The organism is Paracoccus sp. (in: a-proteobacteria) (assembly GCF_030538755.1).
Lineage (GTDB): Bacteria > Pseudomonadota > Alphaproteobacteria > Rhodobacterales > Rhodobacteraceae > Paracoccus.
The window spans coordinates 93,170-106,543 of sequence record NZ_JAUNTJ010000006.1 but is presented as its reverse complement, the minus strand read 5'-3'; the positions used below and the strand labels follow the sequence as shown (position 1 = coordinate 106,543).

17 protein-coding genes are annotated in these 13,374 nt (G+C 65.6%); 6 read left to right on the top strand and 11 right to left on the bottom strand.

Going from position 1 to position 13,374, the window contains the following annotated elements; all coding sequences use genetic code 11:
• Positions 1–17: 17 nt before the first annotated feature.
• The 10 genes from Q4G14_RS05720 to Q4G14_RS05675 all read right to left on the bottom strand — a co-directional run bounded on the left by Q4G14_RS05720 (position 18) and on the right by Q4G14_RS05675 (position 6,845).
• Positions 18–206, bottom strand: coding sequence for a hypothetical protein (locus Q4G14_RS05720; protein ID WP_303360772.1), 189 nt, complete (start codon positions 204–206; stop codon positions 18–20).
• Positions 207–312: 106 nt separating this feature from the next.
• Positions 313–777, bottom strand: a complete 465-nt coding sequence (locus Q4G14_RS05715; protein ID WP_303360771.1) for a PTS sugar transporter subunit IIA — start codon at positions 775–777, stop codon at positions 313–315.
• A gap of 59 nt (positions 778–836) precedes the next feature.
• Positions 837–1,412 (bottom strand): ribosome-associated translation inhibitor RaiA, encoded by a 576-nt coding sequence (gene raiA, locus Q4G14_RS05710; protein ID WP_303360770.1) that lies wholly within the window; start codon positions 1,410–1,412, stop codon positions 837–839.
• A gap of 145 nt (positions 1,413–1,557) precedes the next feature.
• On the bottom strand, positions 1,558–2,310 hold the full coding sequence (gene lptB / locus Q4G14_RS05705; protein ID WP_303360769.1) for an LPS export ABC transporter ATP-binding protein: 753 nt from the start codon (positions 2,308–2,310) through the stop codon (positions 1,558–1,560).
• Positions 2,310–2,804 (bottom strand): LptA/OstA family protein, encoded by a 495-nt coding sequence (locus Q4G14_RS05700; RefSeq protein ID WP_303360768.1) that lies wholly within the window; start codon positions 2,802–2,804, stop codon positions 2,310–2,312. Before Q4G14_RS05700 ends, lptB begins: the two co-directional genes overlap by 1 nt.
• 26 nt (positions 2,805–2,830) lie before the next feature.
• A complete protein-coding gene (locus Q4G14_RS05695; protein WP_303360767.1) occupies positions 2,831–3,409 on the bottom strand; it encodes a hypothetical protein in 579 nt (192 codons plus the stop codon).
• Complete coding sequence (locus Q4G14_RS05690; protein WP_303360766.1) at positions 3,406–4,353, bottom strand: SIS domain-containing protein; 948 nt, start codon at positions 4,351–4,353, stop codon at positions 3,406–3,408. Before Q4G14_RS05690 ends, Q4G14_RS05695 begins: the two co-directional genes overlap by 4 nt.
• 68 nt (positions 4,354–4,421) lie before the next feature.
• A complete protein-coding gene (locus Q4G14_RS05685; RefSeq protein ID WP_303360765.1) occupies positions 4,422–5,036 on the bottom strand; it encodes a ribonuclease D in 615 nt (204 codons plus the stop codon).
• 30 nt (positions 5,037–5,066) lie between these two features.
• Complete coding sequence (locus Q4G14_RS05680; protein ID WP_303360764.1) at positions 5,067–6,044, bottom strand: VOC family protein; 978 nt, start codon at positions 6,042–6,044, stop codon at positions 5,067–5,069.
• Between the two features lie 93 nt (positions 6,045–6,137).
• A complete protein-coding gene (locus Q4G14_RS05675; RefSeq protein ID WP_303360763.1) occupies positions 6,138–6,845 on the bottom strand; it encodes a VIT family protein in 708 nt (235 codons plus the stop codon).
• Between the two features lie 201 nt (positions 6,846–7,046).
• Between Q4G14_RS05675 and Q4G14_RS05670 the strand changes: the two genes are divergently transcribed.
• The 4 genes from Q4G14_RS05670 to Q4G14_RS05655 all read left to right on the top strand — a co-directional run bounded on the left by Q4G14_RS05670 (position 7,047) and on the right by Q4G14_RS05655 (position 11,138).
• Complete coding sequence (locus Q4G14_RS05670; RefSeq protein WP_303360762.1) at positions 7,047–8,633, top strand: alkaline phosphatase; 1,587 nt, start codon at positions 7,047–7,049, stop codon at positions 8,631–8,633.
• Between the two features lie 82 nt (positions 8,634–8,715).
• Positions 8,716–9,153 carry a hypothetical protein gene (locus Q4G14_RS05665; protein ID WP_303360761.1) on the top strand — a complete coding sequence of 146 codons (438 nt, stop codon included), beginning with the start codon at positions 8,716–8,718 and terminating at the stop codon, positions 9,151–9,153.
• A gap of 1 nt (position 9,154) precedes the next feature.
• Positions 9,155–9,838, top strand: a complete 684-nt coding sequence (locus Q4G14_RS05660) for an ABC transporter ATP-binding protein (RefSeq protein WP_303360760.1) — start codon at positions 9,155–9,157, stop codon at positions 9,836–9,838.
• A complete protein-coding gene (locus Q4G14_RS05655; RefSeq protein WP_303360759.1) occupies positions 9,831–11,138 on the top strand; it encodes an ABC transporter permease in 1,308 nt (435 codons plus the stop codon). The genes Q4G14_RS05660 and Q4G14_RS05655 overlap by 8 nt, the downstream gene beginning before the upstream one ends.
• A 137-nt stretch (positions 11,139–11,275) precedes the next feature.
• On the opposite strand, the gene Q4G14_RS05650 is transcribed toward Q4G14_RS05655, so the two are convergent.
• Positions 11,276–11,755 (bottom strand): hypothetical protein, encoded by a 480-nt coding sequence (locus Q4G14_RS05650; protein WP_303360758.1) that lies wholly within the window; start codon positions 11,753–11,755, stop codon positions 11,276–11,278.
• 189 nt (positions 11,756–11,944) lie between these two features.
• Between Q4G14_RS05650 and Q4G14_RS05645 the strand changes: the two genes are divergently transcribed.
• Both Q4G14_RS05645 and Q4G14_RS05640 read left to right on the top strand, forming a co-directional pair.
• Positions 11,945–12,865, top strand: a complete 921-nt coding sequence (locus Q4G14_RS05645; protein ID WP_303360816.1) for a TRAP transporter substrate-binding protein — start codon at positions 11,945–11,947, stop codon at positions 12,863–12,865.
• Positions 12,862–13,374, top strand: a complete 513-nt coding sequence (locus Q4G14_RS05640) for a TRAP transporter small permease (protein ID WP_303360757.1) — start codon at positions 12,862–12,864, stop codon at positions 13,372–13,374. Before Q4G14_RS05645 ends, Q4G14_RS05640 begins: the two co-directional genes overlap by 4 nt.

The following is a 13,374-nucleotide window of genomic DNA, read 5'->3' as shown; positions in this document are numbered from 1 at the left end:
CCGATGCCTCTGCCGCCTCAGGCCATGCGGCCACGGGCAATGCGCAGAAACTCCGTCATTTTCCGCCCGTCATCCGCACGGGTCTGCGGGCGGCTGCGCAGCATCTGAATGGCCGGGTGCATCCCTGACTGACGCTCTTGCCGGGTGAATTCGCGCAGGCGGGCGGTGCTGGCGGCGCGGTGCTGGTCGCTGATGTGACGGGTCATGGCGGTCCTCCTTTCACGAAAGGATAGGACCGAATCGCCCGCAGGCCCAAGCCGGAATTGCGGTTTTCCGCAAATTGCACAAATTATGCGCAAAGGCGCAGGCGGGTCACGCCGCCTTGATGCCATGCGCCGCCGCCAGCACGGCATGCAGCGCCACCGGGCTGTCATTGGCGCGCAGCTTGCCGCGCAGATCCGGGTCGCGCAGCGTCCGCGACACCAGCGCCAGCGCCTTGAGATGATCGACGCCGGTGCTTTGTGGGGCCAGCAGGGCAAAGATCAGATCGACGGGCTGACGGTCCACGGCGTCGAAATCCATCGGCTTGTCCAGCCGGATGAACAGGCCCACGACCTTGCCCAGCGCATGAAGCCGCGCGTGCGGCACGGCCACGCCATGCCCCACGCCGGTCGCGCCCAGGCTTTCGCGTTCCTGCAACGCGTCCAGAACCTCGGCGCTGTTCAGACCGTAAACGCTGGCCGCTAGGTCGGCCAGTTCCTGAAACAGCCGCTTTTTCGAGGCGATCTGACTGAACGAGCGGACCGCCTCGGGTTTCAGGATTTCGCTGATCTGCATGTTTCCCTGATCTTTCAAGCCGTCCGGGCGGCGGGGCTGACCGCCGCCCGGCCCGGACATCACGACATACTGCGGGGGTCGATCCACCCCACGTTTCCATCTTCGCGCCGGTGGACCACGTTAACGCCACCGTGCTTTTCATTGCGGAACACCAGCAACGGCGCGCCGGCCAGTTCCATCTGCATCACCGCATCGCCAACCGACAGGGTGGGCACACGGCTTTCCATTTCGGCGATGATGATCGGTTGCAGGCCGGTTTCCTGCGATTCCCATTCATCCTCATCGGCGGCCAGCACATACATGCCTGCCTGCCCGAACTCAACCGGGGTCTGCCGTTCCTTGTGGTGATCCTTCAGGCGGCGCTTGTAGCGGCGCAACTGCTTGTCCATCTTTTCGCGGCACGCCTCGAAGGCGGCATAGACCTCGGCTGCGGACCCTTTGGCCTGCACGGTCAGGCCGGTGGACAGATGCACCACGGCATCGCAGGTGAACTGATGCGCATCGCGGGAAAAGGTGATGGTCGCATCGGTCGGCCGCTGCGAATATTTGTCGATCGTCTCACCCAGTTCCGTTTTCACATGCGATGTCAGTGCATCGCCGACATCCAGATGTTTTCCGCTGATGGTATAGCGCATCGTTGGTCCTTTCTTGTTGCCGCCACACGGCCAATGACTGCGCGACGGATGCGCGAGGGCGGAAATTGCCCCCATACCAACAGTTTGCTGCCGGAATTGTTTCGCTGTCAATCGCAGCAAGATGCCGCATTGCGGCATTGCGCGATCAGACCATGCGAAAGCCTTCGCCCAGATAGACCTGCCGCACGCGCGGGTCGGCAACGATTTCATCGGTGGTGCCCGACATCAGCACATGGCCATCGTGCAGAATATAGGCGCGGTCCACGATCCCCAGCGTTTCGCGCACGTTATGGTCGGTAATCAGCACGCCGATGCCGCGCGATTTCAGATCATGCACCAGCCCGCGAATTTCGTTCACCGCAATCGGATCGACCCCGGCAAAGGGTTCGTCCAGCAGCAGATAAGACGGGTTAGAGGCCAGACAGCGCGCAATTTCCACCCGCCGCCGTTCACCCCCGGACAGCGCCATGGCCGGGGCCTGCCGCAGATGCGCGATGGAAAAATCGCCCAGCAATTCCTCAAGCCGGTCGCGGCGGCGGTGGCTGTCGCGCTGCGACAGCTCCAGCACGGCCATGATGTTCTGCTCGACCGTCAGCCCGCGAAAGATCGACATTTCCTGCGGCAGATAGCCGATCCCCAGCCGCGCCCGGCGAAACATCGGCAGCACGGTGGCATCATGCCCGTCGATCAGCACCTGCCCGGCATCGGCGGCCACCAACCCGGCGATGCAATAAAAGCAGGTGGTCTTGCCCGATCCGTTCGGCCCCAGCAGGGCCACCACCTCGCCACGGGCCAGATCCATCGACACATCGCGGATCACCGGCCGGTTGCGGTATGATTTGCGCAGCGCGCGGACACGCAGCCCCTGAGCGCCGGGGTCAGCCGCCGTGCCCGCCATCAGTTGCGGCCCGGTTGCAGCACAGACCGCACACGCCCCTGCGCCTGCGCGGTGCCGTCGGCCAGATTGACGACGATGCGATCCCCGCTCATGACATTGCTGCCCTGGGTCAGCAGCACATCGCCGCTGAGCGTCACCATGCCGCTGTCCACCTCGTATCGGGCCGATTTCGCCTCGGCGGCGTCCGGCCCGCTGACCAGCACCACCCCGCCTGACGCATCCAGCGCCCGGATGCGGCGCTGCCCGTCCGTGCCGGCACCCGCGCCATCGGCATATTCGACCCGCACGCTTTGCGCCGACAGCCGCATCTCGCCCTGCCCGATCACGACATTGCCCTGAAACAACGCCGTGCCATCGGCCTGATTCACGCTTAACGAATCCGCCGACACCTCGACCGGGGCGCTGATGTCGGCGCGCATCCCGCCAAAAGCCACGGTCTGCGCCGCAGCGGGCAGGGCGGTCAGGGTCAGGGCGATCAATGTGGCACGGAACATGGCAACCTCGGGGTGCGCGGATGGGATCAGGGCTGGTATAACAGACGCACGCCGCCTGTGAAGTTCAAGACATGGCCCGCGCCCGCACCATCGGGCACCAGATCCATCGCCCCCGCCTCGATCCGGCCAAAGGGGGCGGTGGCGGCCACGCCTTCGCTGGCGCTGATCCGGTCATCGGTCATCATCGCGGTGATGTCGGGCGCCGTCAGCCGCCAGCCGGATGAGGTCTGCATCTGCACACCGCCGGACAGATGCACGGAATCAGGGCTGGTTTCGGCCAGAGGCGCAGCCAGACTGGCGGTCAGCCCGCCATCACCGGGCGCGCGCCAGTCCATCTGCAAACTGCGCAGCCGGCCATCCGCCGGGTCGGTCGAAGCCTCGGCCGCGCTCAGCGAAATCTGCGCGCCATCCGGCGTCACCCCGGCATAATGCGGCGCGGTGATGCGCGGGTCGCGGGCCATATCCTCGGCATCGACCTGCGCATAGGGGATATTCGGCGCAACCCCCGGCTTGCGGCCCAGCAGGAACAGCGTTGACAGAATCGCCAGCGCCAGCAACGGCAACAGCACACGCAGCCAGCGAACGATACGCGTGCGGTTCATCATACCATCCCGGCACGAAGACAGTCGTGGATGTGCAGAATGCCCGCCGGCCGCCCGTCATCATCCAGCGCGAACAGACAGGTGATCTTGCGCGCCTGCATTTCCGCCAGCGCCGCCTCGGCCAGGGCAGAGGGCGAGATGCTGCGCGGGTTCGCGGTCATCACCTGCCCGGCGCGGCGATCCAGCAGCCCGTCCATATGGCGGCGCAGGTCGCCGTCGGTGATGATGCCGGTCAGCCGCCCCTGCCCGTCCACCACACCCGTCACGCCAAAGCCCATGCGGCTGATCGTCAGCAACGCATCGGCCATCGGCGCGTCGTCAGGCACCAGCGGCATATCGCGGTGCATCAGATCCCCCACCTTGGCCAGCCGCGCGCCCAGCTTGCCGCCGGGATGGAAGGTGCGGAAATGTTCGGGGGTGAACTGCCGGTGCTCCATCAGCGCAACGGCCAACGCATCGCCCAGCGCCAGCGTCATGGTGGTCGATGTCGTGGGCACGATTCCGGTGCCACAGGCCTCGGCCGCCTGCGGCAGAACCAGCGCCACATCCGCCTGCCGCAGCAACGTCGATTCGGGCCGCGAGGCCACGCCGATCAGCGGGATCGAGAACCGCCGCGTGTGGGCGATCATATCCGCCAGCTCGGGCGTTTCGCCGCTGTTCGACAGCATCAAGACGACATCGGCCTGCGTGACCATGCCCAGATCGCCGTGGCTGGCCTCGGCCGGATGAACGAATTGCGCGGGCGTGCCGGTGCTGGCCAGCGTGGCGGCGATCTTGCGCCCGATATGGCCGGATTTCCCCATGCCCGACACGATCACCCGACCGCTGGCCCCCAGAATCAGGTCGACAGCACGATCAAAGGACGCATCCAGCCCGGCAGCCAGTTGCGCCAGCCCCTCGGCCTCGACCGCGATCACCCGCCGCGCTGTTTCGATATATCCGCTCACACCAGACCCGTCTTTCGTTTGCAAATATCCCGGGGGCCCGGGGGCTGGCCCCCGGTCCGACAGTCAAATTAATGGCTGAAGATGTCCTTTTCATCCCCCCAGCCCAACAGATCCAGATGCGCGCGGGCAGGCAGAAAATCGAAACAGGCCTGCGCCAGACCCATCCGCCCTTCACGCTTCAGGCGTTCTTCCAGCACATCCTTCAGCTTGTGCAGATGCAGCACATCGGATGCCGCATATTCCAACTGCGCATCCGACAGTTCCTCGGCGCCCCAGTCGCTGGTCTGCTGCTGCTTGGAAATATCCACCTCGACCAGTTCGTTCAGCAGATATTTCAGCCCGTGCCGGTCGGTATAGGTGCGCACCAGCTTGGACGCGATCTTGGTGCACCAGACCGGAGCCGTCACCACGCCAAAGGCATTTTCCAGCGCCGCGATGTCAAAGCGGCCAAAGTGGAACAGCTTCAGCACCTGAGGATTGACCAGCATCCGGGTCAGGTTCGGCGCCTCGTGCTGGCCGCGGGCGATCTGCACCAGATGCGCCTGCCCATCGCCCGAGGACAACTGCACCAGACACAGCCGGTCGCGGCGCGGGTCAAGGCCCATGGTTTCGGTGTCGATGGCAACGCTGGGGCCAAGCTCCAGATCGTCGGGCAGGTCGCCCTGATAAAGATGAATGCTCATCACGCGGTCTCTTGCTGATATATCGCGCCCCTATGAACCGGATTGCCCGCAATTTCCAGTGCCCTGCGGTTCGGGCAGCGGCATATCCTGCACAAGCTGCGGTCGCATGTGTTCCAGCCGCTGCGGCAGGATCAGCCTGCCGCCCAGAGCGGGCAGCGGCTCATCCACGGTGAATCCGGGGCCACGGGTGGCGATTTCCAGCAGATTGCCGCCGGGTTCGCGGAAATAGATGCTCTGGAAATAGCGGCGGTCGATCTGAGGGGCCACCTGAACGCCATGGTCGATCAGCCGCTGCCGACAGGCCAGCCCGGCGGCGGCATCGTCCACGCAAAAGGCCAGATGATGCACCGCCCCCGCCCCCTGCCGCGCCGGGGGCAGGTCTGGCTGCACGATGACATGCACCTCGCCAGCGGGGCCGGGGGGCGCGCCCGGCATGACAAAGGCCATGACCCGCCCGGCCCCGTCCGGGTCATCCCATTCCCCGGCCTGCCGCATCCCCATCAGGCCGGTCAGAAACCAGCAACTGCCCGCCGCGTCATGCACCGACAGGGCAACCGCCCCCAGCCCGCGAATCTGATGTTCGGGCGGCACGGATGAGTCCCGATGCGCCACAGCCGCCGGCCCGCAGGGGTCCGCGATCAGCGCCAGCCGCAGCCCGTCGGGGCTGTCACACAGCAGCGCATCCCACGCACCGACAGCCTGCGCCCGCACCGCACAGCCCGCCCCCGCCAGGCGCGCGGCCCAGAAATCCAGACTGTCCGGCGGAATGCGAAAGCCCACCCGGACGATGGCATTCGTCCCGCGCTGTTCCGGCGCGCTGTTCCAGTGAAAGAACGACAGCGTAGCCCCCACACGCCCTGCCCCGTCGCCGTAAAACAGATGCAGGCCGCCGCTGTCCTCGTTCACGCTGCGCTTGACCAGCCGCAGGCCCAGCAGCCCGGCCATGAAATCATGGCAGGCCCGCAGGTCGGCTGTAATGGCCGTCACATGATGATAGCCGGTCAGCATCCGTCCCCCCTTTTCACACCGCGCCAGATTCGCGGCAAGGAAAGGGCAGGTTAACCCCACGGGGCTTGAGAAACCGTTAAGCCGCGCCGGAAATCAGACGCTGACGCCGAACAGCCGCCCGACGCCCGCCGTCACGGCCATGGCAAAGCCGCCCCAGATGACCACCCGCAAGATCGCGCGCCCCATCGGCGCACCGCCCGCCCGCGCACCGATCGCGCCCAGCAAAACCAGCGCCAGCAGCGTCACCACCAGCACCGCCGGGATGATCTGCCCCGCAGGCGCCAGCAAGCTGGCCGCGACCGGCATGGCCGCCGCCGCCGAAAAGGTCAGCCCGGATGCCAGCGCCGCCTGCAACGGATTGGCGGCCAGCGCCTCGGTCAGGCCCAGTTCGTCACGCATATGCGCGCCAAGCGCGTCGTGATGGGTCAGTTCCCATGCAACCTTTTGCGCCGTTTCATCCGACAGGCCCCGGTCGCGCCAGATCGCGGCCAGTTCGGCCATCTCGCCGTCGGGGTCGCTTTCCAGCGCCTCAAGCTCGCGCCGCATGTCGGCCCGTTCGATGTCGGTCTGCGAACTGACCGAGACATATTCCCCCGCCGCCATCGACATGGCCCCGGCGGTCAGCCCGGCCACGCCCGCCAGCGCCACCGTGGCCGGATCGGGCGTCGCCGCAGCCACGCCCACGATCAGCGAACTGACCGAAACGATGCCGTCATTGGCCCCCAGAACGGAGGCGCGCAGCCAGTTGGACCGGCTGATGAAATGCGGATCATCGGAATGAGCACTGGACAGATGGCGCATGGTCTAACTCCGGTCCGGGGCGGGAATCGCCGCAAGCAAGGCGGTTTCAATACGACCGCTCCATGCCAGTTGCAACTGGAACCGGCCGGGACAACCCCAAAAACGCCCCCCCGCCAACCATCACAAACCCGTCACATTTCCGCTGCAAAGCCGTCACAATCCGCCGCTAGACGCAGGCTGACCTTGTTGTGGAGCATGTCGATGAAGACCCTTCTTCTTACCACCGTCGCGACCTTTGGTCTGGCCGGGCTGGCTGCCGCCGAAACCCTGCCGCAGGCCGACACCGATTGGTTCAAAAACGCACAGGCGACCATTCAGGAACGTCTGGCCGTGCAGCCGATCACCAACAAAGCCAAGAACGTGATCCTGTTCACCGCTGACGGCAACGGCATCGGCACGAACTATGCGATCCGTCTGTATTCCGGCCAGCTGGAAGGCGGGCTGGGCGACGACTACGTTCAGCCGCACGAGCGTTTCCCCAATGTCGCGCTGTCCAAGACCTATACCTCGAACGGCCAGACCGCCGATTCGGCCCCGACCGCCGGCGCCATGAACTCGGGCGTCAAAGGCAAGAACGGCATGATTAACATCATGGACCACGTTTCGGTGGGCGATTGCGCCGCCGGTGCGGATGCCGGCAGCAAGCTGTTCTCGGAAATCGTGTCGGAAATGGGCAAATCGGTCGGCGTCGTCTCGACCGCGCGCATCACCCACGCCACCCCGGCTGCCGTTTACGCCCGCACCGTGCATCGCGATTACGAATCCGACGCGCAGGTGCCCGAGGGTTGCGACCAGAAAGACATCGCCGCGCAGTTGATCGACCAGATGAACGCTGGCGTGATCGACCTCGCCCTGGGTGGTGGCCGCCGCGCCTTCCTGCCCGCCGATGCGACCGATGTCGAGGGCAACTCGGGTCAGCGCACCGATGGCCGCAACATGATCGAGGAAATGCAGGCGGCTGGCGCGCAGGTCGTTTTCGCCGACACCGACTTTGCCGAACTGGATCTGAGCGCCACCAACGCGCCGATCTTTGGCCTGTTTGAATCCAGCCACATGCTGTATGACCTTGATCGTCACGGCGAACCCTCGCTGGCGGAAATGACCGAAGCGGCGATCACCGCGCTGTCGAACAACGAAAACGGCTTTTACCTGAACGTCGAAGGTGGCCGCGTTGACCACGCCAACCACGATGGCAACCTGCACCGCACCGTCGGCGACGGCAAAGCCTTTGCCGATGCCATCGCCAAGGCGGTCGAGATGACCGATCCACAGGAAACGCTGATTATCGTCACCGCCGACCATGAACACGCCATCGCCTTTAACGGCTATTGCGGCCGCGGGTCCAACATCCTTGGCCTGTGCATGGAAGAAAACGAACAGGGCGTCGAACACACCGGCAACCCGAACCTGGCGGCTGACGGCAAGCCCTATACCGTTGCCGGCTTCCTGAACGGCGCGGGTTCGATTCTGGTGGAACAGGCCATGCCCGAACAGCCCGAAGGCGAACAGATCGCCGCCGACGCAACCGCGCCTGCCCCCGCCGAATCGACCGAGGCCGAGGCCCCGACGCCGGTCTTTGCCGCGCCGGAAGGCCGTCCGACCATCACCGAAGAACAGGCCACCGACATCGACTATCTTCAGCAGGCGCTGATCCCGATGTCGTCGGAAACCCATGCGGGCACCGATGTCGGTATCTTTGCCAACGGTCCCTGGGCGCATCTGTTCGGCGGCGTGGTCGAGCAGAACGTGATCTTCCACGTCATGCACCACGCTGTCACCGCCGAGTGATCCTGTGTCAAACTGCAATGGCCCCGGCATCTGTCGGGGCCATTCGCCATGACCTTACCCGCCCCGCGCGAAAGGAACCGCCATGAACCGCCGCCAGCTTTTGACCTCGCTGCCCGCTTTTGGTGCCGGTCTGACCTTGCCGGGCAGGCCCGCCCTCGCCTCGGACAAGACCGCGCGCCTGCGTGAACTGTATAACCGCGACATGAGCTTTTCCGATTTTGCGCTGGAACAGGAAGGCAAGCGGACCGAGATCTGGGGCTTTATGGCGCCGCCGCTCAAGGCGGATTCGGTGTTCTTTGTGCTGACCAACCGCCCGATGGCCGTCTGCCCGTTCTGCGAACCGGGGATGCCGTGGCCCAACGATATTCTGGCGGTCTATGCGAAACGTGTGGTCAATGTCATCGCCTTCAACGTGCCGATCACCGTCAACGGCGTGCTGGAACTGGGCGATCATGTCGATCCCGAACTGGGCTTTTATTCCAAGGTGCGCCTGAGCGACGCCACCTATGCCCGCGTCTGACATGGCCGCGCCCGCCCTGCATATCCACGATCTGCGTGTGACCACCCCTCAGGGGCGGGTGCTGCTGGACATCGCGGCGCTGCATATCCCCGGCGGCCAGACCGTCGCCCTGCGCGGGCCATCGGGGGCGGGCAAATCGACGCTGCTGCATGTCCTCAGCGGGCTGGTGCGGCCATCGGCGGGGCAGGTGCTGTGGGCCGAGCGCGATATCGCCGCCCTGTCTCAGGACGACCGCGCCCGCTTTCGCCGCGAAACCCTTGGCCTGATCTTTCAGGACTGCCACCTGTTCGAGGAACTGTCGGCCCTTGGCAATGCGGCGCTGGCCGCCGCCTTTTCCCCGGCACGGGCGCGGGGCGGCATCCATGACACGGCGGCCCGCTGGCTGACGCGCCTTGGCCTGCCGCAGACCGGCGCGCGCACGGTGGACAGCTATTCCGGCGGCGAACGTCAGCGCATCGCCGTGGCCCGCGCGCTGGCCGCCGATCCGCCGGTCATTCTGGCCGACGAACCCACCGCCGCGCTGGATCGCGACAATGCCGACCGGCTGGGCCGCGATCTGGTGGCACTGGCGACCGAGGGCGGGCGCACGCTTGTCACCGTCACCCATGACGCCACGCTGGCCGCGCAGATGCAGCGGCAGATCACATTGGCCGATGGCCGCATCACCGAGGACAGCCATGGGTGATTTCTGGGCCGGATTGCCCCCCGCCATTCAGGATACGCTGATCGCGCTGGCCCTGATCGCACCGGGGCTGATCGCCGGGCTGATCGTGCTGCGCGGCCTGCGCCCGCTGCCGCTGGCCACCGCCATGCTGCGCCGCTTCACATGGGTCAACGCGCTGTTCGTGCTGCTGATCGCGGTGTCGGTCGGCCTTGGCGTCGGCCTGCTGGCACAGGAACGCGGCCTGCGCCAAGGCTCGGCCCGCGCGGCTGAACCGTTCGATCTGATCGTCGCCGCGCCGGGCAGCGAAGTCACCGCGATGCTGGCCGCCGTCTATCTGCAACCGTCCGACATGGCGCTGGTCACGGGCGCGCAATATAACGAAATCGCCACGACCCAAGGCGTCGCCCTTGCCGCCCCCATCGCCTTTGGCGACAGCTATCAGGGTGCCCCCGTCGTCGGCACAACCGCCGAATTCGTCACCCATCTGGCCGGCACACTGGCCCAGGGCCAGATGTTCGAAACCGCGTATCAGGCCGTCGCCGGTGCCTTTGCCCCCGTCGCCATCGGCGACAGCTTTACCCCCGCACACGGCACCGGGCATGATACCGACGATCACGGCCATGCCGGTTTCAGCTATCACGTCACCGGCCGCATGGCCCCCACCGGCAGCCCGTGGGACCGGGCCATTCTGGTCCCCGTCGAAGGCGTGTGGGAGGTGCACGGCCTGCCCAACGGCCACGAAACCGGCGATCCCCGCATCGGCCCGCCCTTCATCCCCGAATACATGCCCGGCACCCCCGCCGTGCTGGTCCGCGCGACAGAACTATGGGGCAATTACGCCCTGCGCTCGCAATTCACCCGATCCGATCTGATGGCGTTTTTCCCCGGCACCGTGTTGTCGCAACTGCACGGGCTGATGGGCGAGGTCCGGTCTGCCATGTCGCTGATGGCAGTGCTGACGCAGGTGCTGGTCACGCTGTCGGTGCTGATCGGGCTGATGATCCTTGTGCGGCTGGTGGCACGCAGCCTTGCCCTGCTGCGCGCCGTCGGTGCCCCGCTGCGCTTTGTCTTCGCCGTCGTCTGGAGCTATTCCGCCGCCCTGATCCTGATCGGCGCGACGCTTGGCCTTGGCCTTGGCTGGATCGCCGCGCGGGTCATCTCGACCATCGTCACCACCCGAACCGACGTGCTGGTAGCCGCCCGTCTGGGCTGGCCCGAACTGCACCTCGTTGCCGCCTTCGTCAGCCTGACCCTGCTGCTGGCCCTGGTCCCCGCATGGATGGCCGTCCGCCGCCCGCTGCTGACCGATTTGCGGGGGTAAAACCCCGGCGCAGCCACCTGCACACAACTTTCGCAGCCCAAAACCCAACAATCACGGGCAACACGAAAACCAGCATCAAACCAGCGCCCGCCGCTTCCTGTTTGCCAAAATACGCACCTTCGGGCGCAACCTCGCCTTTAATGCGCGTGCCCCGCATGGCTGTGCGCGCTGGCATTTCGTGCGCCGATTTCGGCATGGGCATCCAGATGGACATCGCCGATCCGCACCTCGATATCCAATTCATCCCCCGCCACCAAAGCCTGCGGCAACCGGTCCAGCCGCAGGGCGATCACGCGCGGCTCCAATGCGACCTTATGCCCCGCAGGCAGCGGCAGGGCGGGCAGGACCACCCAGCTTTCGCCCGAAGAACCGTATTGGAAACCGACGATCTCCAGCGGTTTGCCCAATGCCTCGCCGCCGGTCAGGGTGGCGTCGGTGCCCGACAGGTTCTCGACCTCCAGATAGATCAGCGCCTCATCGCCCGCTGACCGCGCCGGGGTCCATGCGTGCAGCACACGCAGCCCCCCGGCCTCGCTGACGTGATGGGCGTGGTCATCTGCGGCCAGCGCAATGGCGGGGAACAGGGCGACACTCAGGGCGATCAGGCTGCGGCGCATGGGAAACCTCTTTTTTGCGCCCTTAACCAAGCGCATGGATATGTCATTCATATGACCATTCCCGCGCACCTGCCAGAAAAGGTGCCTTGACGTCACGCGCCCGTCCGGCCCAAATCCCCGCAACAAAGGGAGATGATGATGACAAGGTTCTTTTTCTGCACGGCCAGCGCGCTGGTCCTTGGTGTCAGCATGGCAAGCGCGGCCGAGGTCAAGATCGGCTATGCCCTGGCCGAAGACAGCCATTACGGCGCCGGTGCCCGCGCCTTTGAGGAAACGCTGAAATCCGAACTGGGCGATGCCTTTACCGTGCGGCATTTCCCCTCGTCCGGGCTGGGCGGCGAACGCGAGGTGATCGAGGGCCTGCAACTGGGCACGGTCGAGGCGATGATCGCGTCCTCGGGCACGCTGTCCAACTTCGTCCCCGAGGTCGGCGTGTTCGACATCCCCTTCCTGTTCCGCGACATGGACCACGCCCGGCAGGTGCTGGACGGTCCTATCGGGCAGGATATGCTGGCGAAATTCGATAATGTCGGCACCCACGCGCTGGCATGGGGCGAACAGGGCTTTCGCCATATCACCAATAACCGCAACCCGATCGTCACCCCCGAAGACATGGCCGGGCTGAAGATCCGCACCATGGAAAACCCGGTCCACATCCGCGCCTTCGAGGCGCTTGGCGCGGCCCCCACCCCGATGGCCTGGCCCGAGGTGATCCCGGCGCTGGAACAGGGTGCCATCGACGGGCAGGAAAACCCGCTGTCGGTGATCGTCTCGGCCAATCTGAACGAGGTGCAGAAATACCTGACCCTTGATGGCCACGTCTATTCCTCGGCCATCGTGATGGTGTCGCAGCGGCTGTGGAACGATCTGGACGACACGCAAAAGGCCGCCTTCGAAAAGGCCGGCGACGCCGCCGCCGCCGCGATGCGCGCCTATGTCGATCAGGTCGAGGTCGAGGGCGTCGAGACCCTGCAAGCGCGCGGGATGGAGGTGAACACCCTGACGCCCGAACAAAAACAGGTGTTTCAGGATCGTCTGGCCGACACCTATGCCACCTATCAGGGCCAGTTCGGGCAGGAACTGATGGACAGCATCATCGCCACGCAATGACCCGGCACAACCAGATCATCGGACGGCTGGAACGCGGCTTTGTCGCGCTGAACGCCGCCGTCATTATCGCGCTGCTGGTGGTGATGTGCATCACCGTCGGCTGGAACGTGGGCCTGCGCTATTTCACCAACCGCTCGCTGCCATGGGCGGACGAGGTGGCGCGCTATGCGATGATCTGGATGAGCTTTCTGGGTGCCGGGCTGGCCCTGCGCGAAGGCGCGCATGTCGCACTGTCCAACCTGCAAACCGCGCTGCCCGATCTGGTGGCGCGGGGCCTGCGGATGGTGGTTCTGCTGCTGCTTCTGGGCTTTTTCGCGGCGATGATCTGGATCGGCTGGGAATACGCCGCCCGCGCACAGTTCCAGCGCTCGGCGGCGCTGCGGCTGTCGATGTCATGGGTCTATCTGGCCATGCCGGTCGGCTTTACCCTGCTGACCGTGCATCTGCTGCTGATCGCCCGGCGCTATCTGCGCCACGGGCTGGACCGCGACGAAAACGAGGCCGTCTGA

Excerpts from the sequence above, each read along its gene's own strand:
- Q4G14_RS05720 (WP_303360772.1), bottom strand. The coding sequence starts at position 206 with ATGACCCGTCACATCAGCGACCAGCACCGCGCCGCCAGCACCGCCCGC.
- Q4G14_RS05715 (WP_303360771.1), bottom strand. The coding sequence starts at position 777 with ATGCAGATCAGCGAAATCCTGAAACCCGAGGCGGTCCGCTCGTTCAGT.
- raiA (WP_303360770.1), bottom strand. The coding sequence starts at position 1,412 with ATGCGCTATACCATCAGCGGAAAACATCTGGATGTCGGCGATGCACTG.
- lptB (WP_303360769.1), bottom strand. The coding sequence starts at position 2,310 with ATGGCGGGCACGGCGGCTGACCCCGGCGCTCAGGGGCTGCGTGTCCGC.
- Q4G14_RS05700 (WP_303360768.1), bottom strand. The coding sequence starts at position 2,804 with ATGTTCCGTGCCACATTGATCGCCCTGACCCTGACCGCCCTGCCCGCT.
- Q4G14_RS05695 (WP_303360767.1), bottom strand. The coding sequence starts at position 3,409 with ATGATGAACCGCACGCGTATCGTTCGCTGGCTGCGTGTGCTGTTGCCG.
- Q4G14_RS05685 (WP_303360765.1), bottom strand. The coding sequence starts at position 5,036 with ATGAGCATTCATCTTTATCAGGGCGACCTGCCCGACGATCTGGAGCTT.
- Q4G14_RS05680 (WP_303360764.1), bottom strand. The coding sequence starts at position 6,044 with ATGCTGACCGGCTATCATCATGTGACGGCCATTACAGCCGACCTGCGG.
- Q4G14_RS05675 (WP_303360763.1), bottom strand. The coding sequence starts at position 6,845 with ATGCGCCATCTGTCCAGTGCTCATTCCGATGATCCGCATTTCATCAGC.
- Q4G14_RS05670 (WP_303360762.1), top strand. The coding sequence starts at position 7,047 with ATGAAGACCCTTCTTCTTACCACCGTCGCGACCTTTGGTCTGGCCGGG.
- Q4G14_RS05665 (WP_303360761.1), top strand. The coding sequence starts at position 8,716 with ATGAACCGCCGCCAGCTTTTGACCTCGCTGCCCGCTTTTGGTGCCGGT.
- Q4G14_RS05660 (WP_303360760.1), top strand. The coding sequence starts at position 9,155 with ATGGCCGCGCCCGCCCTGCATATCCACGATCTGCGTGTGACCACCCCT.
- Q4G14_RS05655 (WP_303360759.1), top strand. The coding sequence starts at position 9,831 with ATGGGTGATTTCTGGGCCGGATTGCCCCCCGCCATTCAGGATACGCTG.
- Q4G14_RS05650 (WP_303360758.1), bottom strand. The coding sequence starts at position 11,755 with ATGCGCCGCAGCCTGATCGCCCTGAGTGTCGCCCTGTTCCCCGCCATT.
- Q4G14_RS05645 (WP_303360816.1), top strand. The coding sequence starts at position 11,945 with ATGGCAAGCGCGGCCGAGGTCAAGATCGGCTATGCCCTGGCCGAAGAC.
- Q4G14_RS05640 (WP_303360757.1), top strand. The coding sequence starts at position 12,862 with ATGACCCGGCACAACCAGATCATCGGACGGCTGGAACGCGGCTTTGTC.